This is a genomic window from Roseburia sp. 1XD42-69 (assembly GCF_003612565.1).
In the GTDB taxonomy this organism is placed as follows: domain Bacteria; phylum Bacillota; class Clostridia; order Lachnospirales; family Lachnospiraceae; genus Roseburia_B.
The window spans coordinates 90,327-114,421 of the sequence record NZ_RAZG01000004.1; the positions used below are offsets into that span (position 1 = coordinate 90,327).

27 protein-coding genes and 1 pseudogene are annotated in these 24,095 nt (G+C 37.4%); 26 read left to right on the forward strand and 2 right to left on the reverse strand.

Annotated features, from left to right (window positions below):
* The first annotated feature begins 11 nt into the window (after positions 1-11).
* From D7Y06_RS03350 to D7Y06_RS03440, 20 genes and pseudogenes are all read left to right on the forward strand, one after another.
* The gene (locus tag D7Y06_RS03350; RefSeq protein WP_120406421.1) at positions 12-800 is read left to right on the forward strand and encodes a sugar phosphate isomerase/epimerase family protein; all 789 of its coding nucleotides are present in this window, start codon (positions 12-14) and stop codon (positions 798-800) included.
* Positions 797-1,591 carry a glycosyltransferase family 2 protein gene (locus tag D7Y06_RS03355; protein WP_120406422.1) on the forward strand — a complete coding sequence of 265 codons (795 nt, stop codon included), beginning with the start codon at positions 797-799 and terminating at the stop codon, positions 1,589-1,591. Before D7Y06_RS03350 ends, D7Y06_RS03355 begins: the two co-directional genes overlap by 4 nt.
* A gap of 12 nt (positions 1,592-1,603) precedes the next feature.
* On the forward strand, positions 1,604-1,945 hold the full coding sequence (locus tag D7Y06_RS03360) for an EamA family transporter (RefSeq protein WP_120406423.1): 342 nt from the start codon (positions 1,604-1,606) through the stop codon (positions 1,943-1,945).
* A complete protein-coding gene (locus tag D7Y06_RS03365; RefSeq protein WP_442970367.1) occupies positions 1,942-2,268 on the forward strand; it encodes an EamA family transporter in 327 nt (108 codons plus the stop codon). Before D7Y06_RS03360 ends, D7Y06_RS03365 begins: the two co-directional genes overlap by 4 nt.
* A 183-nt stretch (positions 2,269-2,451) precedes the next feature.
* Positions 2,452-3,591, forward strand: coding sequence for a dTDP-4-amino-4,6-dideoxygalactose transaminase (gene rffA / locus D7Y06_RS03370; protein WP_120406424.1), 1,140 nt, complete (start codon positions 2,452-2,454; stop codon positions 3,589-3,591).
* 12 nt (positions 3,592-3,603) lie between these two features.
* The gene (locus D7Y06_RS25815; RefSeq protein ID WP_158591207.1) at positions 3,604-3,777 is read left to right on the forward strand and encodes a hypothetical protein; all 174 of its coding nucleotides are present in this window, start codon (positions 3,604-3,606) and stop codon (positions 3,775-3,777) included.
* A gap of 9 nt (positions 3,778-3,786) precedes the next feature.
* A pseudogene (locus tag D7Y06_RS28515) lies at positions 3,787-4,299 on the forward strand (DUF6311 domain-containing protein).
* Positions 4,220-4,564: a hypothetical protein gene (locus tag D7Y06_RS03375; protein WP_147415575.1), complete on the forward strand. Its 345-nt coding sequence runs from the start codon at positions 4,220-4,222 to the stop codon at positions 4,562-4,564. Before D7Y06_RS28515 ends, D7Y06_RS03375 begins: the two are co-directional and overlap by 80 nt.
* Positions 4,565-5,009: 445 nt before the next feature.
* Positions 5,010-5,291 (forward strand): hypothetical protein, encoded by a 282-nt coding sequence (locus tag D7Y06_RS03380; protein ID WP_120406426.1) that lies wholly within the window; start codon positions 5,010-5,012, stop codon positions 5,289-5,291.
* Positions 5,292-5,427: 136 nt separating this feature from the next.
* The gene (locus D7Y06_RS03385) at positions 5,428-6,432 is read left to right on the forward strand and encodes an acyltransferase family protein (protein WP_120406427.1); all 1,005 of its coding nucleotides are present in this window, start codon (positions 5,428-5,430) and stop codon (positions 6,430-6,432) included.
* 148 nt (positions 6,433-6,580) lie between these two features.
* The gene (locus D7Y06_RS03390; RefSeq protein ID WP_120406428.1) at positions 6,581-7,315 is read left to right on the forward strand and encodes a GNAT family N-acetyltransferase; all 735 of its coding nucleotides are present in this window, start codon (positions 6,581-6,583) and stop codon (positions 7,313-7,315) included.
* Positions 7,316-7,333: 18 nt separating this feature from the next.
* Positions 7,334-8,080, forward strand: coding sequence for an SDR family NAD(P)-dependent oxidoreductase (locus D7Y06_RS03395; protein WP_199714613.1), 747 nt, complete (start codon positions 7,334-7,336; stop codon positions 8,078-8,080).
* Between the two features lie 29 nt (positions 8,081-8,109).
* Positions 8,110-8,349, forward strand: a complete 240-nt coding sequence (locus D7Y06_RS03400) for an acyl carrier protein (RefSeq protein WP_120406430.1) — start codon at positions 8,110-8,112, stop codon at positions 8,347-8,349.
* An 11-nt stretch (positions 8,350-8,360) separates the two neighbouring features.
* Positions 8,361-9,773 (forward strand): AMP-binding protein, encoded by a 1,413-nt coding sequence (locus tag D7Y06_RS03405; RefSeq protein ID WP_120406431.1) that lies wholly within the window; start codon positions 8,361-8,363, stop codon positions 9,771-9,773.
* Positions 9,774-9,780: 7 nt separating this feature from the next.
* Positions 9,781-10,482 (forward strand): thioesterase II family protein, encoded by a 702-nt coding sequence (locus D7Y06_RS03410; RefSeq protein ID WP_120406432.1) that lies wholly within the window; start codon positions 9,781-9,783, stop codon positions 10,480-10,482.
* Positions 10,483-10,491: 9 nt separating this feature from the next.
* Entirely contained in the window at positions 10,492-12,810 is a 2,319-nt protein-coding gene (locus D7Y06_RS27850) for a LuxE/PaaK family acyltransferase (RefSeq protein ID WP_120406433.1), read from the forward strand.
* Positions 12,811-12,901: 91 nt separating this feature from the next.
* Positions 12,902-13,441: a GNAT family N-acetyltransferase gene (locus D7Y06_RS03420; RefSeq protein WP_120406434.1), complete on the forward strand. Its 540-nt coding sequence runs from the start codon at positions 12,902-12,904 to the stop codon at positions 13,439-13,441.
* Position 13,442: 1 nt separating this feature from the next.
* On the forward strand, positions 13,443-14,396 hold the full coding sequence (locus D7Y06_RS03425) for a glycosyltransferase family 2 protein (protein WP_120406435.1): 954 nt from the start codon (positions 13,443-13,445) through the stop codon (positions 14,394-14,396).
* Between the two features lie 800 nt (positions 14,397-15,196).
* Positions 15,197-15,376 (forward strand): hypothetical protein, encoded by a 180-nt coding sequence (locus tag D7Y06_RS03435; protein WP_120406437.1) that lies wholly within the window; start codon positions 15,197-15,199, stop codon positions 15,374-15,376.
* 758 nt (positions 15,377-16,134) lie between these two features.
* Entirely contained in the window at positions 16,135-16,722 is a 588-nt protein-coding gene (locus D7Y06_RS03440; protein WP_120406438.1) for a hypothetical protein, read from the forward strand.
* A 650-nt stretch (positions 16,723-17,372) separates the two neighbouring features.
* On the opposite strand, the gene D7Y06_RS28175 is transcribed toward D7Y06_RS03440, so the two are convergent.
* Positions 17,373-17,516, reverse strand: coding sequence for an IS66 family transposase (locus D7Y06_RS28175; protein ID WP_334294996.1), 144 nt, complete (start codon positions 17,514-17,516; stop codon positions 17,373-17,375).
* A gap of 119 nt (positions 17,517-17,635) precedes the next feature.
* On the reverse strand, positions 17,636-17,977 hold the full coding sequence (tnpB, locus tag D7Y06_RS03455) for an IS66 family insertion sequence element accessory protein TnpB (RefSeq protein WP_120406439.1): 342 nt from the start codon (positions 17,975-17,977) through the stop codon (positions 17,636-17,638).
* A gap of 373 nt (positions 17,978-18,350) precedes the next feature.
* Between tnpB and D7Y06_RS03465 the strand changes: the two genes are divergently transcribed.
* The 6 genes from D7Y06_RS03465 (at position 18,351) to D7Y06_RS03485 (ending at position 24,075) form a co-directional block, all read left to right on the forward strand.
* The gene (locus D7Y06_RS03465) at positions 18,351-18,731 is read left to right on the forward strand and encodes a helix-turn-helix domain-containing protein (RefSeq protein ID WP_158591209.1); all 381 of its coding nucleotides are present in this window, start codon (positions 18,351-18,353) and stop codon (positions 18,729-18,731) included.
* Between the two features lie 288 nt (positions 18,732-19,019).
* Complete coding sequence (glmS, locus tag D7Y06_RS03470; protein ID WP_120406441.1) at positions 19,020-20,888, forward strand: glutamine--fructose-6-phosphate transaminase (isomerizing); 1,869 nt, start codon at positions 19,020-19,022, stop codon at positions 20,886-20,888.
* 22 nt (positions 20,889-20,910) lie between these two features.
* Positions 20,911-22,374, forward strand: coding sequence for a DUF6056 family protein (locus D7Y06_RS03475; RefSeq protein WP_147415579.1), 1,464 nt, complete (start codon positions 20,911-20,913; stop codon positions 22,372-22,374).
* A gap of 55 nt (positions 22,375-22,429) precedes the next feature.
* Positions 22,430-22,666, forward strand: coding sequence for a hypothetical protein (locus tag D7Y06_RS25605; protein ID WP_147415580.1), 237 nt, complete (start codon positions 22,430-22,432; stop codon positions 22,664-22,666).
* Positions 22,644-23,081, forward strand: coding sequence for a GtrA family protein (locus D7Y06_RS03480; protein WP_243119051.1), 438 nt, complete (start codon positions 22,644-22,646; stop codon positions 23,079-23,081). Before D7Y06_RS25605 ends, D7Y06_RS03480 begins: the two co-directional genes overlap by 23 nt.
* Before the next feature lie 64 nt (positions 23,082-23,145).
* Positions 23,146-24,075, forward strand: a complete 930-nt coding sequence (locus tag D7Y06_RS03485; protein ID WP_120406444.1) for a nucleotidyltransferase family protein — start codon at positions 23,146-23,148, stop codon at positions 24,073-24,075.
* Positions 24,076-24,095: the final 20 nt, after the last annotated feature.

A 24,095-nucleotide genomic window follows, 5' to 3' on the forward strand; every position in this document is an offset into this window, starting at 1 on the left:
GAGCGTGGGGTATGAAATTATCAATATCAAATATCGCCTGGGATTCAGTAAATGATAATAAAATATATAACTGTATGAAAGCATTTGGCTTTACCGGATTAGAAATTGCGCCTACAAGAATATTTCCGGATGCGCCCTACGATTGTTTGAAAGAGGCAAAGCAATGGAAAGAGAATTTGTTGGAAGAATATGGATTCCATATTCCTTCTATGCAGTCAATCTGGTTTGGCAGACAGGAGAACATTTTTGGAACGCAAAGAGAGCGTGATTTGCTGACTATGTATACAAATAAAGCAATTGATTTTGCTGCAGAAATTGACTGCGGTAATTTAGTGTTTGGATGTCCTAAAAATCGGAATATTCCGGAAGGAGGGAATGCAGATTCTGCAGTTTTATTTTTTAAAGAGATAGGGGACTATGCAAAAGAAAAAGGTACTGTAATAGGAATGGAAGCGAATCCCAGGATTTACAATACAAATTATGTAAATGATACCCAAGCGGCATTAGAATTAATCCGGGAAGTTAATTCCGATGGATTTAAATTGAATCTTGATGTGGGGACAATGGTACAAAATCATGAATCAGTGGAAGTTTTAAAGGGGCAGGTATCAAGGGTTAATCATGTCCATATAAGTGAACCCCACTTAAAACCCATTGAAAAAAGGACACTCCATCAGGAATTGGCAGATTTGTTAAGACAGGAGAAGTATCAGGGATTTGTGTCTATAGAAATGGGGAAAGCAGAAGATATAACAGTAATTGAAGAAAGTATGAAGTATGTACAGGAGGTTTTTGGATGATTTATGAAAAGCAAGAAGGAGTGCCCGAATTTGAATGTACAGAATATGAAGGGAAAAATAAGGATTATGTTGTGCTGATTCCAATAATTAATGAAGGGAGCCGTATTCATAAAGAACTGAAAAGAGCTTACGACCATAAGATTTCTGAATATGCAGATATTGTAATTTGCGACGGCGGCTCCACAGACGGATGTACGGAGGAGCGGAAACTTAGGAAGCTGCAGGTAAATACACTCCTGGTGAAGCAGGACGAAGGGAAACAGGGAGCGCAGCTTCGCATGGGAATCTGGTGGGCTCTGCAGCGCGGATATGAAGGAATTATTACGATAGACGGCAATAATAAAGACAGTATTGAAGATGTGCCAAAGTTTATAGAAAAGCTGGAAGAAGGTTATGATTTCATTCAGGGCTCCAGATTTGTAAAGGGAGGAAAGGCGGTTAACACGCCTTTTATAAGATTGGTTTCTGTTAAGCTTATCCATGCGCCGGTTATATCTTTAGCAGCCAGGCAAAAGTTTACAGATACCACAAATGCATATAGGGCTTATTCTGTAAAATACCTGAAGGATGAAAGAGTACAGCCTCTGCGGGATATTTTTATGACTTATGAATTGTTAGCTTATTTATCAGTCAGGGCAACTCAGATTGGATACAAAGCCTGTGAGATTCCAGTGACAAGGGCATATCCGAAAAAAGGAAAGACTCCCACGAAAATCAGCTTTTTTAAAGGCAATTCCGAACTTATGAAAATACTTTTTAAAAATCTATTTGGAGCGTATAAGCCAAAGTAGAATGGAGGGCTTATGATTGAATCGATACGGAAAAATAAAAAGGGAATACTGTTGATGCTGCTTTCCTCTATATGTGTTTGTATTGGACAGCTTTTGTGGAAAATTTCTGTGGATACCAGCGTGTGGGTATTGCTGGCAGGATTTTGTTTTTATGGTGTTGGCGCATTAATTATGATTATAGCATACAGATATGGAAAGTTGTCAGTTTTACAGCCTATGCTGAGTTTGAATTATGTACTAAGTATTCTGTTGGCTGCATTGGTCTTAAAAGAGCAGATTTCCCTTTTCAAATGCATTGGGGTATTGGTAATTATTGCAGGAGTGATTTTAATTGCAGGGGGGGATGAAGAGTGAAATATTATGTAATCCTTATTATTATGACGGCAATTGGATCAATTGCTTCTTTGTTTTTGAAAAAAGCTTCTGGAAATGAGAATTTTTTGAAAATGCTTTTTAATCTTAACTTATATGTGGGAGGCGGATTGTACTTATTATCTGCTGTATTAAATATCCATGTGTTAAAATATTTGGATTATTCTGTTGTTTTGCCCTTGACTTCTATCACGTATATTTGGACTATGGTGCTTTCTTATTTCAGTTTAAAGGAGCGGATAACGGCAAAAAAGGTGCTAGGGGTGGCTCTCATTGTGGGCGGGGCGGTGTTGGTGTCTCTTTAATTATATAAATCCGGAGAAAAATATTTATTAGCCGGAACAATTTATGTCAAGAAAGTATGAGTATGTCTTGGATGGCAGCCTTAGATAACTTGATTTTTGAATGGAGTATTGTTAAACTGTATTTAGATGTAATTATTTACGGCTATTGCGACATAATAAGAGAGAGTTGGGGAGGGAAAATAAATGATAAATTTTAATGTACCACCATACGTGGGAAAAGAGGCAGAGTATATAAAAGAGGCAGTTGCAAATCATAAAATTTGTGGTGACGGAGAATTTACAAAGAGGTGTAATGCATGGTTGGAAGAAAAGACGGGAACAAGAAAGGCTTTATTGACAACTTCTTGTACTCATGCTACGGAAATGGCTGCATTGTTATGTAATATTGAACCGGGAGATGAAGTAATCATGCCGTCATACACATTTGTGTCAACCGCAGACGCATTTGTACTGCGTGGAGCAAAAGCTGTTTTTGTAGACATTCGTCCAGATACTATGAACATAGACGAAAAGTTAATTGAGAATGCTATTACGAATAGAACAAAAGCGATTGTTCCGGTACATTATGCAGGAGTATCATGTGAAATGGATACGATCATGGATATTGCTAAACGACATGGTTTGTATGTGGTGGAAGATGCGGCTCAGGGAATTATGAGTACTTATAAGGGAAAAGCATTGGGAACGATTGGTGATTATGGTTGTTTCAGTTTTCATGAAACTAAAAATTATAGTATGGGTGAAGGCGGGGCTTTGCTTATTCGTGATAGCGCAAATATTGAACCAGCGGAGATTATCAGAGAGAAAGGTACAAACCGAAGTAAATTTTTTCGGGGACAAATTGATAAGTATACCTGGGTGGAGGCGGGTTCATCCTATCTTCCCAGTGAGTTGAATGCTGCATATTTATGGGCACAACTGGAGATAGCAGAAGAAATAAACAATAACAGGATTGAAAGTTGGAAACGTTACTATTCTGGACTTAAGTTTTTATCAGATAAAGAATTAATTGAACTTCCATATATACCGGATAATTGTGAACACAATGCCCATATGTTTTATATAAAAGCAAGGGATTTGGAGGAAAGAACACGGTTAATTGCTTACTTAAAAGAAAATGAAATATTGGCGGTATTTCATTATATTCCTCTGCATAACAGTCCGGCAGGACAGAAATACGGAAGATTTAGCGGTGTGGATAAGTATACGACTTCAGAAAGTGAGAGGTTGGTACGGTTACCGCTGTATTATGGTTTAAAGGAAAATAGCATAGACTTTATTATTGATACAATAGTTAAGTTTTATAAAATGAAAAATGATTAAAGGAGAGATTTCATGATAAAAAAGGACAGACGAGTTTACAACACAATATATTATGAAAAATTAAAATCCGGAATTCTTTTAATACTATTACCATTCATGATTGGAATGATGATATTTACACTAATTTATGGTTTTTCGCCATTAAATATTACAAATGACAGATGGATTTTATCTGGATACGACTAGACGGATATTATTCAGCATTATGCGGGCTGGCTTGCATTTAGAAATTCCGACTGGAGAATGCCTCTGGGTATGGCAGATAATATGTCTGTTGGAACTGGAACAGTCATTTCATTTACTGATAGTATCCCAATAGTTGCCATCATCTTCAAAGCATTTAGAAGGTTTTTGCCGGACACATTTTAATATTTTGGGATTTATACCTTGTTATGTTACATATTGCAGTCTGTTGCTGCCTTTAAAATAATTCATCTGAAAACACAAAATATTGCATACTCTACCATAGGCATTTTCCTTTTTGGATTTTCACCTATTTTGATGGAACGTGCATTCAGACATACGGCATTAGGATCACAATGGATTATACTATTTGCAATGTATTTATATTTTAAATATTTTGATAGCGATTTACGAAGGGGGGTATATTTATGGCTGTTATTTGCTTTTGGAAATACTGGCAATAGGTATACATCCATATTTCCTGCCAATGGTAGCTGTTTTCGCCTTCCTAAGTGTGATTGGTGATGTTCGGGAAAAGAGATACTTCACGATTGTATATCTCATAGGTATCCAGATTGTCACATATATTTTCGGGATGATTATTGGAGTATTGGGAAACGGTATTAGTCCGTCACGTGATGGATATGGATTTTATTCGACGAATATGAATTCAATTATTAATCCTACAAGCTGCGGGCAATATACATGGTCTGTTTTATTAAAGACCCATCCTCAGATACTTGGAAATTATGATGGTTTCAATTATCTGGGGGGTATTCTGTTTTTATAATTTTACTTACGATACTTTCAATTTTGCTGAAAAAACAACATTTTATATTTGAAATCATTAAACGGCATATATTTTTGGCTATTATCAGTATTTTTTAATGTGCTTTGCAATTAGCAATGTAGTTACATTTAATGATTTGATCTTATGTACGATTCCATTGCCGGAGCTAATAGCAGGTATATGTGGTATATTTAGGGCAAGTTCGAGAATGTTTTACCCGGTATATTATACAATCTTTTGCCTTTTAATAATATTATTATGGAAAATCCTAGATGATAATAAAAATTATGCATATGCTATATTAACTTTTATTGTAATTTTACAATTATTTGATATACATACATGCATTATCGAAAAGCATAAGGCTATGAATGAGAAATGTAACAATCTTTCTTATATAGTAGATCCAAGTTGAAATGAAATTGCGGTTGAAGATGGCGGTGTATTGTTTGAAGAATATGGCGGAGATCTTAGAACTTTGGCAGTGTGGGCATTTAAGAATAATATGCAAACATATTATTGGATTGCCAATTCTGGAAATTATGATAAAACTGATGCTTTGTCACAGAAGATCTTAGCTGATTGTAAGGTAAATGGAGATTTAGGGAAAAACATTATTGTTACAACAAGCAGTGAAACCGCAGATTATTATAGACAATTTGATGTTGGAATTTATGAGATTGAAGGGAGTTATTTTATATGTAAAGAAGAAAAGCGCATTGGCTAGAGAGTATTTTTAAATGATTTTCTGGATTCAATAAAAAGCAGTGAAATGATAAATAGTAATTTGTAAAGAAACTGTAGGGGGACGATTTAGTGGAAAAAGTAACTATACGAGAAAATTCGATTGATTTTTTAAAAGTATGTGCAACAATTCTAATAGTATTTCATCACCACGAACAAATATTCAATGCGGGGGGGGGGTATTTTTTGGCGGTAAATTCTATTTTGGATATTTAGTTGAATTGTTTTTTTTAATATCAGGATATTTTACATTTAATTATATTCAGAAAATTAAAGATGGTTTAACCTTTAAAAGCTTTTATTTACATAGAGCATTTCGATTACTGCCACTAGTAAGCATTGCGGCAGTTGTTTTTGAAGTGATTTTGTATTTCTATGCTAATGTGTATAAATTTTCGTGGTTTGATGTAAAAGCATCCCTATGGGGAATGATTTTGGATTGTCTGGGAATTCAAGCAGGCTGGAGTTCAATAAATCCTTGTGTCAATAATCCAACATGGTATATTAGTGTTCTATTAATATGTTATCTTTTGTTTTATTTTATTACATATTGGAGTCATAGATTAAAGGTATCTCCATATTATGGGTATGTTTTTATGATTTTTGTTGGAATAGGGATTTTAACATATGGTATTTCAATTCCGGGTTTTACATATGAAACGGCAAGGGGTTATTATGCTTTTTTCTTTGGCATTGTTTTTCATAAGTTTTTATCTTCTGAATTTATGAAGGAAATAAGAAATGTTTTGGGTTTTGCAATATTCTTGTTCATAACATTTCTAATGATTTTTCAATGGGACATAGTTAGTGTGGATATAAATTATTTGTTTACATTTGTATATTATCCGTCTATTTTAATTATACTAAAAAATAGACACATTGCCAATGTGTTCAAAGGGAAGTTTTGGGGGATACTAGCCGGGATATCCTTTAATGTGTATATATGGCATTCTGTTTTACACTTAGCAACTGTGAGCATAAGAGATATTTTAGGAGTAAAAATTAATATGGACGGCGGTATGCCAATGTTGTATTTTACGTTGTTTTGTTTTTTATGGGGAACCATATCATTTAATTTAATTGAAAAACCTATAAAAGAGCAGCTGAAAAGAAAGGGTTTGTGAGATATAAATATAATTGCACAAATTGTAAATACAATGTTTTTCTTGAATTTAAACCTTCAGTATGATATAGTAAACCTTGTATAGGCAGAATATTCCATGTTTTTTACCAATTTTGGGATTGAAAAAATAGAGGAGAAGGAAACAGGAAATGAAAATAGTTGATGCAGTTTGGGAAAAAAGAAATCTAGGTGTGGAAACTGTTGATTTTACAATTGAAGAAAATGATGAAATCCAGAATGTAAAAGAATTATTGTTAAAATATGATGCACCTTATCAAGTGATGCATGTCCCGTCAGGAAAAACAGACGTTTTATTGTCTGCCGGGGAACTTGGTTTTTCTGTTATAGAAGTTAATATTAAACTTGGACATCAAATGAAAGATGTTTCGATTCCCAGGTTGTTTCAGAGATATGAAAAGGGCATCTCATACCATGATGCAGAGAGAGAAGAAATAGAAAAAATATTGGAAATAGTAGAGCAGGGAGAAATGTTTATCACTGACAAGATAGCAAAAGACCCTTGTTTTGGAAAAGATAAATCAGGTTATAGATACAGATGCTGGTGTGAACAGGTATTAGAGAATAATGCTTCTGTTGTAGTGTGTCAATACAAAAATGAAAATATAGGTTTTGAAATATATACAGTAAACGCAGAGACAAATAAAGCAACAAATATTGTGGGTGGGGTATTCCCGAAATACACAGGGGGAGGGTTAGGCTTTGGTCCTTTATGGGTGGAATTGCTCCATCAAAAAGAAGCAGGCATTAAAAGTGTAGTAACGTCGGTATCCTCCAATAATATTCCGGTGTTGAAATTGCATGAATCCTTGGGATACCAGGTACAGGATATGACGTATATTTTGATAAAACATTTAGACTGTTAGTTGAGGGAAATGAATAATATGAAATTGCTGGAAAAGAAAGTATGCCTAGTTACAGGTACAAGCAGGGGGATCGGCGGGGAAATCGTAAAAAGATTCGCCCAGGAGGGTGCTGTTGTTTACGCAAATGCCAGAAAAGAAGGTAGTATTGATGAGAGTTCAAAACACTGGGAAGATGCCTATGGAACATCGGTTGTACCAGTTTATTTTGACGTAACAGATGAAAACGGTGCAAAACAGGCAATTATGAAAATCAAGAAAGAACAAGGCAGATTGGATGTTCTTGTGAATAATGCCGGAATTATGAAAGATTCTGTTATTGGAATGATAAGCAGTGAATTAATGAAAGAAGTTTTTTCAGCCAATGTGTTTTCCGTTATCAGTTTAATTCAATTGGCAAATAAATTGATGGGACGTCAAAAATCAGGAAGCATTATTAATTTGTCAAGCATAGTGGGAGTGGAAGGATCGGCAGGGCAACTGGTATATTCTGCTTCTAAGGGAGCTGTCGCAGCGATTACGAAAGCTGCGGCTAAGGAGCTGGCTATTAATAATATTCGTGTAAATGCTATTGCTCCAGGAATGATTGATACGGATTTATTCAGAAGCATCGGAGAAGAAAATATTGAGAGAAATCTGAAACAGATTAAAATGGGAAGATTGGGTTCAACAACAGATGTTGCGAATGCCGCTGTTTTTCTTGCCTCTGATTTATCGTCTTATATCACAGGTCAGATATTAGGGGTTGACGGTGAAGCATCCGTGTAAAAATATTTTAGGAAAAGGAGATAAAAATTATGTCAAACAGTGAAAAGTATTTAAAGGTTTTTGTTGATACATTGGAAATCCGCTCAGAGGAGGCAGAAGGTTTAAAATATAATTCTATTGCCAATTGGGATTCAGTAGGACATATGAATCTGGTTGCCGCATTGGAGGACGCATTTGATATTATGATGGATACAGACGATATTATTGATTTCAGTTCATTTGAAAAAGGCAAGGAAATTCTTGCCTCAAACTACAGTATTGAATTTTAAGGAGATTTGCTATGTGGGATTTTAGTCAGTATGGTTCACAGATTGCGCTTATTAATGATTTGGGAGAGAAAGTTTCTTATGGTGAATTGCAGCAGGATTGTGAGAAGATAAAAAGTGTAATAGAGAAACGTTCTCTGGTTTTTTGCCTTTGTGAAAATAAGGTGGGTTCAGTGGCAGGTTATGCGGCTTTTCTGAATCATCAGATAGTCCCGGTTCTGTTAAATGCACATTTGGAAGGCGGGTTACTGGCTAATTTATTAGAGACATACAAGCCTGAGTTCTTATGGCTTCCAAAAGAACAAATAGAAAAATTCCCATCCATGGCAAAAGTTCTTGACATCAGGGACTATAGCTTGTTAAAAACTGATTTTGGTGAAGGTCATACCTTATATCCGGATCTGGCTTTGCTGTTGACCACTTCTGGCTCTACGGGAAGTCCTAAGTTTGTGCGCCAGAGTTATGCAAATATTAAGGCGAATACAGAGTCGATTATTGAATATCTGAACTTGGACTGCAGTGAAAGGGCAATTACAACGCTGCCAATGAATTATACCTATGGTCTTTCCATTATTAATACCCATTTGATGGTTGGAGGTACGCTGCTTCTTACAGATAAAGGACTTATGCAGAAAGAGTTTTGGGAATTTTTCAGGGAAGAAGGGGCGACTTCTTTTGGCGGAGTTCCTTATACTTATGAAATGTTGGACAAGCTGAGATTTTATCGTATGAAGTTGCCTGAACTGAGATATATGACACAGGCGGGAGGGAAGTTAATTCCGGAATTGCACAAGAAGTTTGCCGAATATGCAAAAGAGACAGGGAAGAAATTTATAGTTATGTATGGGCAGTGTGAAGCTACGGCCCGTATGGGGTATTTGCCGGCAGATAAGGCTCTTGAAAAATGCGGCTCTATGGGTATTGTGATTCCTGGAGGCAAATTTCATTTGATAGATGCCGATGGAAATGAAATCACAGATGCAAATGTAACCGGGGAACTGGTATATGAGGGGGCGAATGTTACTTTAGGATATGCCGAATGTGCAGAGGATCTTTCTAAAAGGGATGAAAGGCGGGGGATTCTTCAAACAGGAGACATGGCACAGTTTGATGAAGATGGCTTCTATTATATTGTTGGAAGAAAAAAAAGATTTTTGAAAATATACGGAAACAGAGTGAATCTGGATGAAATAGACCGGCTGATAAAAGGAAAATTCGATAATCTGGATTGTGCAAGTGCAGGCGTAGATGACCACATGTATATTTTTGTAACAGATAATTCAAAGGCGTTAGCGGTAAAAGAGTTTGTTGTTGAGAAAACCAAATTAAATCCAAGCGCTTTTCAGACAATCGTTATTGATCAAATTCCTAAAAATGATGCCGGAAAAACATTGTATAAAGAATTAGCGAAGTATTACGAGGGGTAACAGCTATATGAAGATGTTTTGTTTCACCTATGCAGGAGGCAATGGGGATTTTTTTAACGGGTTGAAAAAGGAAGTATCAGCAAAAGGGCTGGAACTAGTAGCTTTGGATTATCCTGGGCATGGCACCAGAAGAAAAGAAGCATTTGAGACGGATTTTTATGGATTGTCATTGGATTTGCTATCTAAGATGAAAAGTATGCTGGATATAGAAGAGGAATATGCCCTTATGGGATACAGCATGGGGAGCATAACAGCAACTGAGATAGTGAAAAGAATTATGGAAGAGGAAGTTATGTGTGAACCGCAGCATGTGTTTTTGGCAGCGCATGAACCCAAAACATTGAGGGCTTTAGAAAATATTCCGGACGATATGCAGGATGATGTTTTGAAGGAACGCACGATTTCTTTTGGAGCAGTTCCGGAGGAACTGGTGGATAATCAGACTTTTTGGAGAATGTATATGCCGCTGTATAAAGCGGATTACAGAATGATTGGCAGATATGATTTTGGAACTTTGAATTTATCTACAGATATTAGAACTACTATATTATATTCTCAGACAGATACTCCATATGAAGAAATGGATAAATGGAGAAAGTATTATAAAGGAGATATAAAATTTTATAAATTTGAAGGGAATCATTTTTTTATAAAAGAACATGAAAAGGAAATCGCAGAAATAATCTTGGAGAGGTTGCCTGCGGATTAGGTGGACAGTATGAATTTTGAAGATATATTACAGGTTGAGCCATATTCTTTAAGAAAAGAAGAAAAGAAGAAACTTCTTACGGAAAGATTGCTGGATTTGACCAGACTGCATAGAAATAATTGTAACCAATACGCAGATATGCTGGACAGCATATCATTTGACATAGACAAGGCAGGTTCTTACGAGGATTTGCCTTTTTTGCCAGTCAGGTTGTTTAAGGAGATGGAGTTGAGAAGTGTACCAGAGGCCGATATTGTAAAAACGATGACATCTTCCGGAACAACGGGGCAGAGTGTTTCAAAAATATATTTGGACAGAGCGACTTCTTCTAATCAGCAGAAAACTATGGTTAAGATAGTTTCTGATTTTACAGGATCTGCCAGAATGCCTATGATTATTATTGACAGTCCATCTGTTTTAAAGGACAGAAAAAAATTTTCCGCCAGGGGAGCTGGGATTTTAGGCTTTTCCATTTTTGGGTCAAAGAAAATGTATGCGCTGAATGAAGAAATGAAGCTGGATGTGGATGAACTGAGGAAGTTTTTGGAACAGCATAAAGGGCAGAGAATTTTGTTATTTGGTTTTACTTTTATGATATGGCAGCATTTTTACAAAGAGTTAGTGAGGCTGCAAAAGGAAGGAATAACTTTTGATTTGGCTCAGGGAATTTTAGTTCATGGCGGCGGTTGGAAAAAGCTCCAGAGTGAGGCTGTCAGCCCGGAAGAATTTCATGAGAGTCTGAAATCTGTTTGTGGTATAGATAATGTTCACGATTATTACGGTATGGTTGAACAAACCGGATGTATTTATATGCAGTGTGAATGCGGCCATCTGCATACAAGTATTTTTTCAGATGTGATAGCCAGAAGGCCAAAGGATTTTTCTGTCTGCGATTTTGGAGAACCGGGAATTTTGCAGGTTGTATCTACTATTCCTGAATCGTATCCCGGGCATTCTCTTTTGACAGAGGATGAGGGGGTTGTTTTGGGTGAGGATGACTGTCCATGTGGAAGAAAAGGGAAGTATTTTAAGATAAACGGAAGGATAGCGAAAGCAGAAATCAGAGGATGCAGTGACACGTATGCGGCAGATCATAGCAATAGAATGAAAGAGGCCAGGGATACTAATGAAAGCAATTGCCTGAATAATGTTTCATTTTTTGTGGGAAATAAAGATAATTTAAGTCATATTCGTTCATTAGGAGTGAAAAAACCCTTTGATGTTATAGTTATAGAATTTTTAAATGCATTATCTAAAGAACTTATGGCGGGTAAAGATTCCAGATTATATCCGGATGTTGTTACCTTGGGTTTTTGGTTACGAAAATCATCTGTTCTGGCATTAAAGGAGAGGTTTGTAAGCAGCAGGAATATGGTGGGCAGAGGCGTTGCTTTTCATATTGCACCGTCCAATGTTCCTGTGAATTATGCATATTCTTTATTTACAGGTATGCTGTGTGGAAATGCAAATGTTGTAAGAATCCCTTCAAAGGATTTCCCACAGGTATCGATTATAAATAATGCAATAAATAAAGTGTTGGCAGATTCTAAATATACCTCTGTACGGCCTTATATTAATTTAGTTCGATATGAAAGAAGCAGGGAGATTAATGATTATTTTTCTGAATTATGCGATATAAGAGTTATCTGGGGCGGTGATAATACGATTGCGGAACTCAGGAAATCACCCATTTCTCCCCGGGCAACGGAAATTACTTTTGCAGACAGATATTCTTTGGCGGTTATTGATTCGGATGTATATTTAGAAAGAGAAAACAGGGAAAGGGCTGCCTTGGATTTCTATAATGATACGTATCTTTCTGACCAAAATGCATGTACAAGTCCGCAAGTTGTAGTATGGTTGGGAAATAGGGCAGACGAGGCGAAGAAGCTGTTTTGGGATGAATTAAGAGCATTGACAGCGGCGAAGTATCCGTTTCAAGCTATTCAGGGCGTGGATAAACTTTCAAAATTGTATTTAGCTTCGGCAGGGTATAATACATCGATGAAAAAAGAAACGGGTGAAGATAATCATTTATTTCGGGTTCATGTGCAGAAGCTTACACCTGAACTGATGAATTACAGGGGGAACTGCGGTTATTTTTACGAGTACGACTGTCAGGATATCATGGAACTACGGGATTTCTGTAACAATACCCATTGTCAGACAATTGGTTATATTGGGGATAAAGCTATATTGGGCCCCTTAATGAATTCAGGCATAAAAGGTGTGGACAGGGTTGTTCCCATAGGACATACCATGGATTTTGATTTTATATGGGATGGGTATAATCTGGCAGAACAGATGACAAGAACTTTACAATTTTGAAAGGGAGGAAAATTGGACAAAAATTTATAAAATGGCGGAGAATGAAAAAATTGGGGGGGTTATCATTGGAACTGGCTGAAAGGAGAAAAGTATGATAATTCAGGGAAGTAACATTAAATTAGTACCGATAGATGAACATGATACAAGTAATGTAATCCGCTGGCGCAATAATGTACGGGATAAGTTTATTTCCAGAGACTTGTTCACCATAGAGAGCCATACGAAATGGTTAAATGAAGTTGTCAAAAGAGGCAAGGCGGCGCAGTTTATTATTGAGACAAAACAGGACGGAAAAGTGGGATCTGTTTTTTTGAAAGATATTGATAAAAATAACCAAAAAGCAGAATTTGGAATTTTTATCGGAGAAAGTTCTGCTTGGGGAAAAGGATATGGTAGTGAAGCAGCAAAATTAATAATTCAATATGGTTTTGAAAGATTGCAGTTGCACAAAATTATGCTCAGAGTTTTTTCGGAAAATAGTCATGCTATTAGAAGCTATGAGAAAGCCGGATTTGTCCAGGAAGGTTATTTGAAAGATGAAGTTTTTTTAGATGGCAGATATTATGATGTTATACTAATGAGAATAGTAAGAACCGACTATGTAAAAAAAGTGAAGAAAGAGGAAAAATAAATTGGCTAAAGTATCATTTGTGATTCCGTGTTACGCATCAGAGCATACCATTTCTTTGGTAATAGAAGAAGTGAATCAAGCAATTGAAAAATTAAATCGGTATGAATGGGAATTTGTGCTTGTGAATGATTGTTCTCCGGATAATACTTTTGAAGTGATTAAGAATTTGTGTGTAGCATATTCAAATATAACCGGTATAAATCTGGCCCGTAATTTTGGACAGCATGCAGCCTTGATGGCAGGATTTCATCAGGTGTCTGGGGATATTGTTGTTTGTTTGGATGATGATGGGCAGACACCGGGCAATGAAGTGGGAAAATTGTTAAGTAAAATTGAGGAAGGCTATGATGTTGTGTATGCCCAATATGCCAATAAAAAGCATTCTGGTTTTCGGAATTGGGGCAGTAAGTTAAACAGCAAAATGACAGAGTATTTGCTCGATAAACCGAAAGATTTGTGTGTTTCCAGTTATTTTGCTGTCCGTAGATTTATTGTTGACGAAATGGTAAAATATGAACATTCATTTCCCTATGTAACCGGTTTGGTATTGCGTTCAACGAAAAGAATTACAAATGTTGAGGTAACCCACAGAGAAAGAGTGGAGGGAGTATCGGGGTATTCTTTAAAAAAGCTAATCGGTTTATGGTCAAATGGGTTTACGGCTTTTTCCGTAAAGCCACTGAGATTGGCTACAATTATAGGTATTCTGTTTGCACTGATTGGTTTTGTGGTGGTTTTGTTGTTGGTAATCAGAAAATTGTTATACCCGTCAGAAGTGTTGCTGGGGTGGAGTTCTACGATGTCTGTACTTATGATAATTGGAGGGATTATCTTAATTGTATTGGGGATTATTGGGGAATATATAGGAAGAATTTATATTTGTATGAATCAGGCGCCACAGTATATTATCAGGGAGAGGATTGGGATTAATGATTTGAAAGAAGAAAAAAAATGAGGGTATCTCTGCATTATTATTCGAGAAGATTATTTTCAGAAAATTAAGGGCATTTTTCATGGTATTATGATTTGTCAGTGGGATTGGAAACCGTTATGGCAACAGATTTTCTTCTGAAATATTATAGAAAAAGCTGGAAGACATATATTGTCTTTGATACATTTGGGTTACAACTTTTTTCTGGAGTACATTATATTTATTTAATATGTATTAATGGTACATATTGGATTAAAATAAAGTAGAGCATAGCAGTAAATAATTAAAAATAGGAGTGGCAGATGAAAAAGAAAAATACTGTGAAAGATTACATTTTGTTGCATAGTGTTCTAGTATTTTATTCTTTTGGCTCAGTGTTTTTAAAATTGCATCTAATCAAATATTTTATCTGTTACTTTTTTATTTTCGTATGGTATGGTTCTGGTAATAATGTTTTGTTATGCTTTAGTTTGGCAGCAGTTTCTGAAAGGATTTGACCTTACGGTTGCGTTTGCAAATAAAGCTGTAGTTATTGTATGGGGGATTCTTTTTTATCAAGAAGAAATCACATGGAATGTGTTGTTTGGTGCGGTGACTATAATAGTTGGAATATGGATGGTTGCAAAAAATGAGGGATATTAAATTATTTTATGTGATTTTTTTGATATTTGTAGGCGTTTATTCAGTTTCCCAGGTGATTTTAAAATTGTCAGCCGAATCTTATGTTGCTGTCTAAATAGTCGGTGTTTGCCCAAAAGCGAATATAGAGCATTTCTGGACGGCGGAGGGAATATCAAGTAATTGTCAGAAAAGAGTTGTTGCGTATGATCCGGAAATTAAAAAGTCTCACATATTTTAGTGATGCATTTTCTGAAGATCCTTCTACAAATGAAGAGATCAAAAATAAATATTTCGAAAATATAGGGAAAATTATTTCAGAATCTTTATTTTTGTTTGATGATTATTATTATCGGGACGAAATTGAACTTGTAAAGATGGTTTGATGAACATCGATTATTGTATAGATTTGTTTCCGGCGGTAAACGCAAGCGTTGACATATATCACAATTGGATAATTCTTCATCTATTCACAATGATTGCTGCTAATAGCATGAATTGTCCACAAAGCATTAGAGTGGGCTGATTCATTTGATAATATGTGCAGTATGGAATACAGGCATATTTCAAAAGCATTCGTCTGATATTTAGAAAATTATATTTCTGCATGAATCAATGCAAAAAAGAATAAACAGAATGAAATTCTGGAAAGTGAATATAGAAAAGCATTAAAGGAGGGAGTAAGATTAGATAATCAAATAAAAAAGGAAAAGGATTAAATTATGGATATTCATTTCAATTCAAACAAAGTATTTGATAAGGCAAATAGATTAGGATTGCCAATATATTTGCTACAGATTTATCAGTGTGACGTTATATTAATGTTCCCATTTCAAAACCTGTGTTCAATAAAGCCCAGGAAAATAGTGAAATAGACTATAAGGTTCCTATTAAGTGTAGTAAAATGAAAAAAAGGAATATTGGTGATTGTTTGAAATGTATATTACAAAAGACTGTCATGATAAGCTGCAAGTTATAGTATCTCATAACATTTCTAATAATTTTGACGATGTGTCTGAATTAATTGAAATTTTAGAGAAGTGTCAATTATGCTATGTAAGGAAAAAGATGAAAACAACTTGAGGTTTACATATGAAAAAAACATATTTAGTTTTTAAAATAGAAAATTGTGCTGAAGATTATATTGCAGTATTTAAAACAGGCGGAAGAAATTCAAAAACAATTAGATGTATTTCATGAAGTTGAGATTGCACCTATCATTGAATGTGTTGCACACAATTATATGGGGTTATGTCATTTGAATGCTTATTATTGTTTGTCTGGCGAGGCGGCTGGTGATGAGCAAAGAATTAAAATGGAGTTAGAAAAAGCAAAAGAAAACTTTGGCAGAGTAATACAGCTAAGTGAAAGGAAATTTAGCAGTAAGGCAGATGTGTATTCTGCTTTTGCAAAATATAATTTAGCAAGAGTACTGAGAAATTTGAAATGTGATGCTGACTTGGAATATCATGCAGCCATGGATCAAAGAAAATTTCTTTCAAAATGTTCTTGTTTCCCGCAAATTTTTAAGTTGAATTTTTCCCTTGAAAAAATTCATGCAGAAATTGAGTATTGTGAATATTTGAGAGAGAAAAAGCTTGTGTATCCAAACGAGTTTAAAGAAAAAATGAAAGAGTTAGATAATGAACTGTCAAATATAAAACATACCCCGGCAGCAGATGTTTCTCTGTTTAAGACATTGGAAGAAAAGCTGAAAAAGTGTGGAGATTGAAAGGTTCAGGTATCAGATCAGGAAACCAGTCTTGAAAACGGTATGGCCTTTAGGAGTTATTTCTTCGCCTGCATTCCCAGGTTTTGCTGGAGGTTCTGAAAAATGGATTGGTTTTGTATGAAAGGAATGATACCCGTACAGATATTTTTCGTGAGGATTATAAAATGCTGTTTTACAATGTAAGCGCTCAATAACTGAGTGCCTTATATCCTATTAAGATCCATGAGATAATGATTCCAAACAACTGTATAGTGTTGCTCGTTATAGTTGTGCATAGTAATGCTAGTCGGAGGTGTCTATGGATCAAGTTACTAAAGTTCGTAAATGTCTAAATCGAGAGGAATGGAAATTTCTCATTAAGGAATGCCGGTCCAGCGGCATGACGGTTACAGCCTGGTGTAAGCTGAACGGTATTTGTGAGCAAACATACGTAAGCGCCAAATAATAATGCGGTCAGATATAAAAATTACCCCAACCCTTTGCGAGTTGGAGTAATTCACTATATTTCACATGTGATTTTTGAACGATTGGAGTTTTTCGCTCCAAGTGCAAGCTCTGCGAGCTGATCGTCTGTCATCTCTTTCGCTGGCCGATGCTCTAGAAGAAATTTCAGATATCCGTAAATGTTCAGGTCATGTGCTTTTGCTATCTCAACCATGGTATAGACCCTTTGCATGCCTGCCGCTTCTGGTAGGTGAATAGCCATACAGGATAATGGTTGGAAGACCATCTTCACCGCTGCGGAACAGCCACATGAAAGACTGAGCCTGTCCCCGTCGGTCTTCTTCTTTCACTAGAGAAACCGAAAAGCTTTTTAGTCAGATAGTCCGCCTGTTCCTGAAGGGCTTTATCATGACAGAAGGAAGTCCGCCGTTTTTTCTGGGCAGGATTTTTAACAAGATCCAGAGATGTTTTATTCTGTTTTGAGCGCTTTGGGCTGGTCGATACAAATTCCTGACATCAGCCAGCCAAACTCTCTCCAGGAGAGATCCCGAACCTCTGACTGCTTCCTTGGCCGTTGATATCCTCCCCGGACAGACAGCCGTTTATAGATCAGGACAAAGCCATCCGGTTCATGGAACAGGGCTTTGATCCTGTCTCGTCTTCTTCCACAGAACAGGAAGAGCGCGCTGGATGCCGGATCCACCTTAAGCTGTTCTTCGATAATGGCGCAGAGGCCATCGATGGATTTGCGCATATCTGTATAGCCGCAGACAATGCAGATCTTTTCAATGCCGGATATATCACCTAACATGAGGTCTCCCGGATTAGACGGAGTGTCTTGGCAATCAGGCCGGGACCGGCATTATTGCTGATGCGGATTGTCAAATCATTCATGGACACTTCCATCGTATATGAATTGTCAAGGTTCGTCTGATGCATCTGCGATGGTGTATGCAGTTCCGGAAGTTGACCCGGAACAATGTCAACGGGAACCAGGTATAGAAAAAATTATAATTATGACAGCGCCATAGGTGTTCCTTTTGAGATGGTTTGACGGGGAATTGGAAAAGAGGATATCTTTTTTCTGTAAAACGCATTATGCACTTTTTGATGTGCTTTTCGCACATTTTTGCTTCTTTCATCAAATATCCTTTACAATGATTTTCAGGAAGGGAGGAATTGTATTGGATATTGGAACACAATTACGAAATCTAATTGACCAGGAGGGAATTACTCAAAAACAGCTTGCAGAGGAACTCAACATATCTACAGCTACTTTAAATGGTTATATCCAGAACAGAAGACAGCCTGATGCTAAGATGGCCATACGCCTTGCCTCTTACTTTGACACTACAATTGATTATATCTATGGACTTAGCACATTTAAAGAGCCTCTGGCTACTCCCATGAATGCGGAAGAGAGAAGGCTGATAAATATTTACCGGGGGATTCCTGACGAGCTGAAACCTTTGTACCTGGAAACGGGAAAGTTATTTTCCAGAACGGCAAGAAGAAAGGAGAGGGAACGGCAAAAGATACATGAGATTCATCAAGAGAATAAGTAGGACATGATTCAGTTATAAGAGGAGATTTTTGCGAAGCAAAGTTTTAAAGATTGCCCCGAATGTTACTTTAAGCGGCCTTTGTCGTGAGAAGTAACATTCTTTTATGTTCCCCGATTTGAAAATAAGGGAAATCCGTTGACAAAGCAGGGAAACTGTCATATTATAAATTACAGAATATATGTTTTTATCAAAGGGAAATCATTTCTGTCAAGAGTTTAAGTGTGGGTGGTTAAACCATCCATATTTTTATGGTTTTGGGACATTATAAGAATATCAGGAGGCAAAATTATGTGTGGAATAGTAGGATTTGTTGGGAAAAAGCAGGCGGCCCCGGTGCTCCTTGACGGGTTGTCAAAACTGGAGTACAGAGGATATGATTCCGCAGGTCTTGCGGTGAGAAACGGGGACCAGGCAGTAGAGATTGTAAAGGCCAAGGGACGCCTGCAGTTTTTGTCGGAAAAGACTAACGGCGGCCAGGCGTTAAAAGGAACTATGGGTATCGGACATACCCGGTGGGCTACCCATGGAGAGCCCTCGGAGACAAATGCCCACCCCCATGTTTCCGGGAATATGTTTAATAATAAAGTCACAACAGACGAGTCGAATGTGGTTGGGGTACACAATGGCATTATTGAAAATTATCAGGAGTTAAAAGAAAAGCTTTTGAGACATGACTATTCTTTTTATTCCCAGACAGATACGGAAGTCATTGTAAAACTTGTGGATTACTATTATAAGAAATATCACATTGGGCCTATTGACGCTATAGCCAAAACGATGGTAAGAGTGCGGGGCTCTTATGCCGCCGCATTTATGTTTAAGGAATATCCAGGGGAAATCTGGGTGGCAAGAAAAGATTCCCCTATGATTATCGGCGTGGAGAAAGATGCTTCCTATGTGGCTTCCGATGTCCCGGCAGTGTTAAAATACACCAGAAATGTGTATTATATCGGCAATCAGGAGATGGCCTGCTTAAGGCAGGGCACCGTGAATTTTTACAATCTTGATGGGGATGAGATTCAGAAGGATAAAGTGGAGATTAAGTGGGATGCCGAAGCTGCGGAAAAAGGCGGATTTGAGCATTTTATGATGAAAGAGATCCACGAGCAGCCCAAAGCCATAGAGGACACCTTAAATTCTGTGATGAAGGAAGATAAACTGGATTTCTCTGCAGTTGGGTTGTCGGAGGAGGAGATAAAAGCTATCAGCCAGATTTATATTGTGGCATGCGGCTCTGCCTGGCACGTGGGAATGACTGCCCAGTATGTGTTGGAGGATTTGGCGAAAATCCCTGTGAGGGTGGATCTGGCAAGCGAATTCCGTTACAGAAAACCGCTGCTTGATAAGAACGGCCTTGTGATTGTGATTTCCCAGTCCGGAGAGACGGCGGATTCCCTGGCAGCTTTAAGGGAGGCAAAGGCAAAAGGGATAAAAACTTTGGCCATTGTAAATGTGGTGGGTTCTTCCATTGCAAGGGAGGCTGATTTTGTGTTTTATACCCTGGCAGGACCGGAAATTGCAGTGGCAACTACAAAGGCTTACAGTTCCCAGCTGATTGCTTCTTATGCCCTGGGGATGCAGTTTGGCCTGGTACGGGGAGAAATTTCACAGAAGTATTATAAAGAACTGCTGGAATCCCTAAAGACGATTCCGGAAAAAATTGAGAAAATACTGGGGGACAAGGAGCGGATTCAGTGGTTTGCAGCAAAATATGCAAATGCAAAAGACGTTTTCTTTGTGGGCAGGGGAATCGACTATGCCATTTCCCTTGAGGGAAGCTTGAAAATGAAGGAGATTTCCTATATTCATTCCGAGGCATATGCAGCAGGAGAATTGAAGCATGGGACCATCAGCCTGATAGAGGATGGGATTCTTGTCATCGGCGTACTGACCCAGAGCGAGTTGTATGAGAAGACCATCAGCAATATGGTGGAATGCCGCTCCAGGGGAGCATACTTAATGGGCCTGACGACTTACGGCCATTATGAGATAGAGGATACCGTGGACTTTACAGTTTATGTTCCCAGAGTGGATGAACATTTTGCGGCGTCATTGGCGATTATTCCCCTGCAGCTTATCGGTTATTATCTCAGTGTGGCAAAGGGACTGGATGTGGATAAGCCCAGAAATTTGGCGAAGAGCGTGACGGTGGAGTAGGAAGAGAGAGGAATAAATATTGGTGGATAGATTTGAAAATGATAAAATAGAAGCTGTGATATTGGTTATATCCGGGATAGCACTTGTGGCAGGCATTGTTCTTCTGCTTTTAATTGGAAAATATAATGCACCGTCTTCAGATGATTGGGGATATTCCATTCAGACACGGGCAGTATGGGAGGATACGCATTCTGTTATTAATGTAGTAAAAGAAGCTGTGAATACTTCAAAACATTTTTGGAATAATTGGCAGGGATTGTATTCTTCTGCATTTGTTTTGGCGTTAATGCCAAATATTTTCAGTCAGAATGCTTATTTTATTACAGCGTTTATTACAATTGCAATTCTTTTATTAGGAAATACAGTATTTATTTGTACGTTAGGAAAGCTGGCAGGGGCAGGAAAAGTGGAAAACTGTATTGTGGCAAACATTTTAAATTATGTGACATTACAATATATGCCTTCTGCAGTCCAGGGGATTTACTGGTATAACGGAGCCATGAATTATACATTTTTCTATGGATTACTGATGCTGGTGATTTCATCTGTATTTCACTATGTATGCAAACCGGCAGGGATAAAAGATATATTTCGCTTGCTTGGGTTATCTTTGTCAGGGCTGATTATAGCAGGAGGAAATCATATTACGGCTTTTTTAATGCTGTTGTTTTTCTTTTTCTTTGGGCTGGCAGGAGTTTTGAAAAAAGAATTAAGATGGTTTTTTTTATTAATTCCCTTTGCGGTGACCCTGGCGGGCTTTTTAATTAACGTTTCATCTCCGGGAACAAGAGTACGGCAGGAATATTTCACAAATCGTCCTGGAGTTTTCGGAACAATTAAATTATCCATTCAAAAGATTCTGGAATACATGAATAACTGGTTTAATTTTAGCTTTATACTTTTACTAATTATTTTGATACCTGTTTTATTTAAAGTTGTAGTCCGGTTTTATGAAAAAACGGGATTTTCCTTTGAATATCCTCTTCTATTCGTGATTGCTTCTGTTGCATGTCTTTGTCTGATGCTTTGCCCACCCTACTATGCTATGGGTAACGCAGGAGCAGGAAGAGTAACGGATGTAGTGTTTTATGTTTTTGTTATTTTTTGTGCATTGAATGAATTTTATATTCTAGGATGGTTGTATGCAAATGGAATGGCAGACCCGGAGAGATTTATTATGTCATTTCCCCTGAAGCTGGTAAGCTTTTTGCTTTTGTTTTTTGTATCATTCTACAGCCTGCGGGATGACAGTAACTTCTATAAAGCTTTTTATGACTTGAGAACAGGTGTGGCAAAGCAATATGGGATGGAAACACAAAAACGCTATGATATGTTAAGGGAAGAAAACGTAAGAGATGTAGTTCTTGAACCTTATAGTGTAAAGCCGGAACTACTTTTCTTTGATGATGTGAAAAAAGATGTTGAAGCAAATAATAGTTTAGCGGCATGGTATGGGAAGGACAGCGTAAAGCTTAGAGAGGATTAGCTTTAGAAAGATAAAAATCAGTGATTACTTCTTGAATAACAACAGGTAGGAGTATATGATAAGGACAGGTATTTGTGACGATATGGAAGAAAAGCTGAAAGCCATGAATACCAGGGTTATCAGTATTAACAAGTCTTATCTGGTGGATTTACTGTATATTAAGGAATTTCGGTATAACAGGGTTAAGCTGGATAACGGAACGGAGAACATACATGTGGAATTTCATAGAAAAAACAGCATATATCATATTAAAGCGAAGTTTTTCCTTTGTGGGAAAAGAGCTAAGGGATGAAGCCTTTGCATCTCTTATGCAGTTTGTAAAGTTTGGCATTGTTGGGGTCAGCAATACGGTAATCAGTTATGTGATTTATGCAGCCAGCCTTTTTTCTTTTCGGCAGATGGGGATTTTGCCTAAATCGGGATATTTAGTTTCCCAGGGAATCGCTTTTGTGTTAAGCGTACTGTGGTCTTTTTACTGGAACAACAAAGTGGTGTTTGCAGACGGGGGTGGGGAGAGAAATCTTTGGAAGGCATTGGCGAAAACCTATGTCTCTTATTCTTTTACCGGGCTTTTTTTAAACAGTATCCTTCTGGTCTTGTGGGTGCAGGTGTTTCATATTTCCGAATTTATTGCCCCAATCATTAATCTGTTAATCAGTGTGCCCCTTAATTTTCTTATGAATAAACTGTGGGCTTTTAAGGAGTAAAAGTTGCGATTCTTGTAAATTATTGGTATAATAAAAGAATTATAGATTTAAAGGAGATGTGATTATGGCAAAAACTACATTGGTTATTATGGCAGCAGGAATTGGCAGCCGCTTTGGAGGGGGAATTAAACAGCTTACCCCGGTAGGCCCAGGGGGAGAGATTATAATGGATTATTCCATTTATGATGCCAGGGAGGCAGGGTTTGACGAGGTGATTTTCATTATCCGAAAGGATTTGGAAAAGGATTTTAAGGAGATAATCGGAGACAGGATTGAGAAGATTCTTCCTGTAAAATATGCTTTCCAGGAACTTGACGATTTGCCGGAGGGATTTGAAAAGCCAGAGGAGAGGACAAAGCCCTGGGGGACAGGCCAGGCAGTTCTTGCAATCAAAGGCCTTGTGGATAATCCTTTTGTGGTGATTAATGCAGATGATTATTACGGGAAAGAGGCTTTTGTAAAACTTCACGACTATCTCCTTGCCCACATGGATGCAGCAGGTCAGAAAGATCCCTATGAGATTTCCATGGCAGGATTTATTTTGAAAAATACCTTGAGCGAAAATGGGGGAGTTACCAGAGGGGTTTGTCAGACAGACGAAAGCGGCACTTTGAAAAATGTAAAAGAAACAGGGGAGATTCAGTACAGAGACGGAAAACTCATGGGAGTGGATGACGACAAAAATTCTGTGGAATTAAATGAGGATAGTTACGTTTCCATGAACATGTGGGGCTTATATCCCTGCTTTTTGGAGGAGCTGGAGACTGGATTTAAAGAGTTTCTTTCCAATATAAAAGAGGGAGACATCAAAGCGGAGTATCTTCTTCCCAGGATTATTGATAAGATGTTAAAGGAGGGAAGGGCCAAGGTTTCTGTGTTGGAGACAAGGGATAAGTGGTTTGGAGTGACTTACCAGGAAGATAAACAGAGTGTGATGGATTCCATTCACGATTTGGTGAAAAAAGGTGTGTACAAAGAGAAATTGTTTTCTTAAGAGGAATTAAAGGAGTTTGG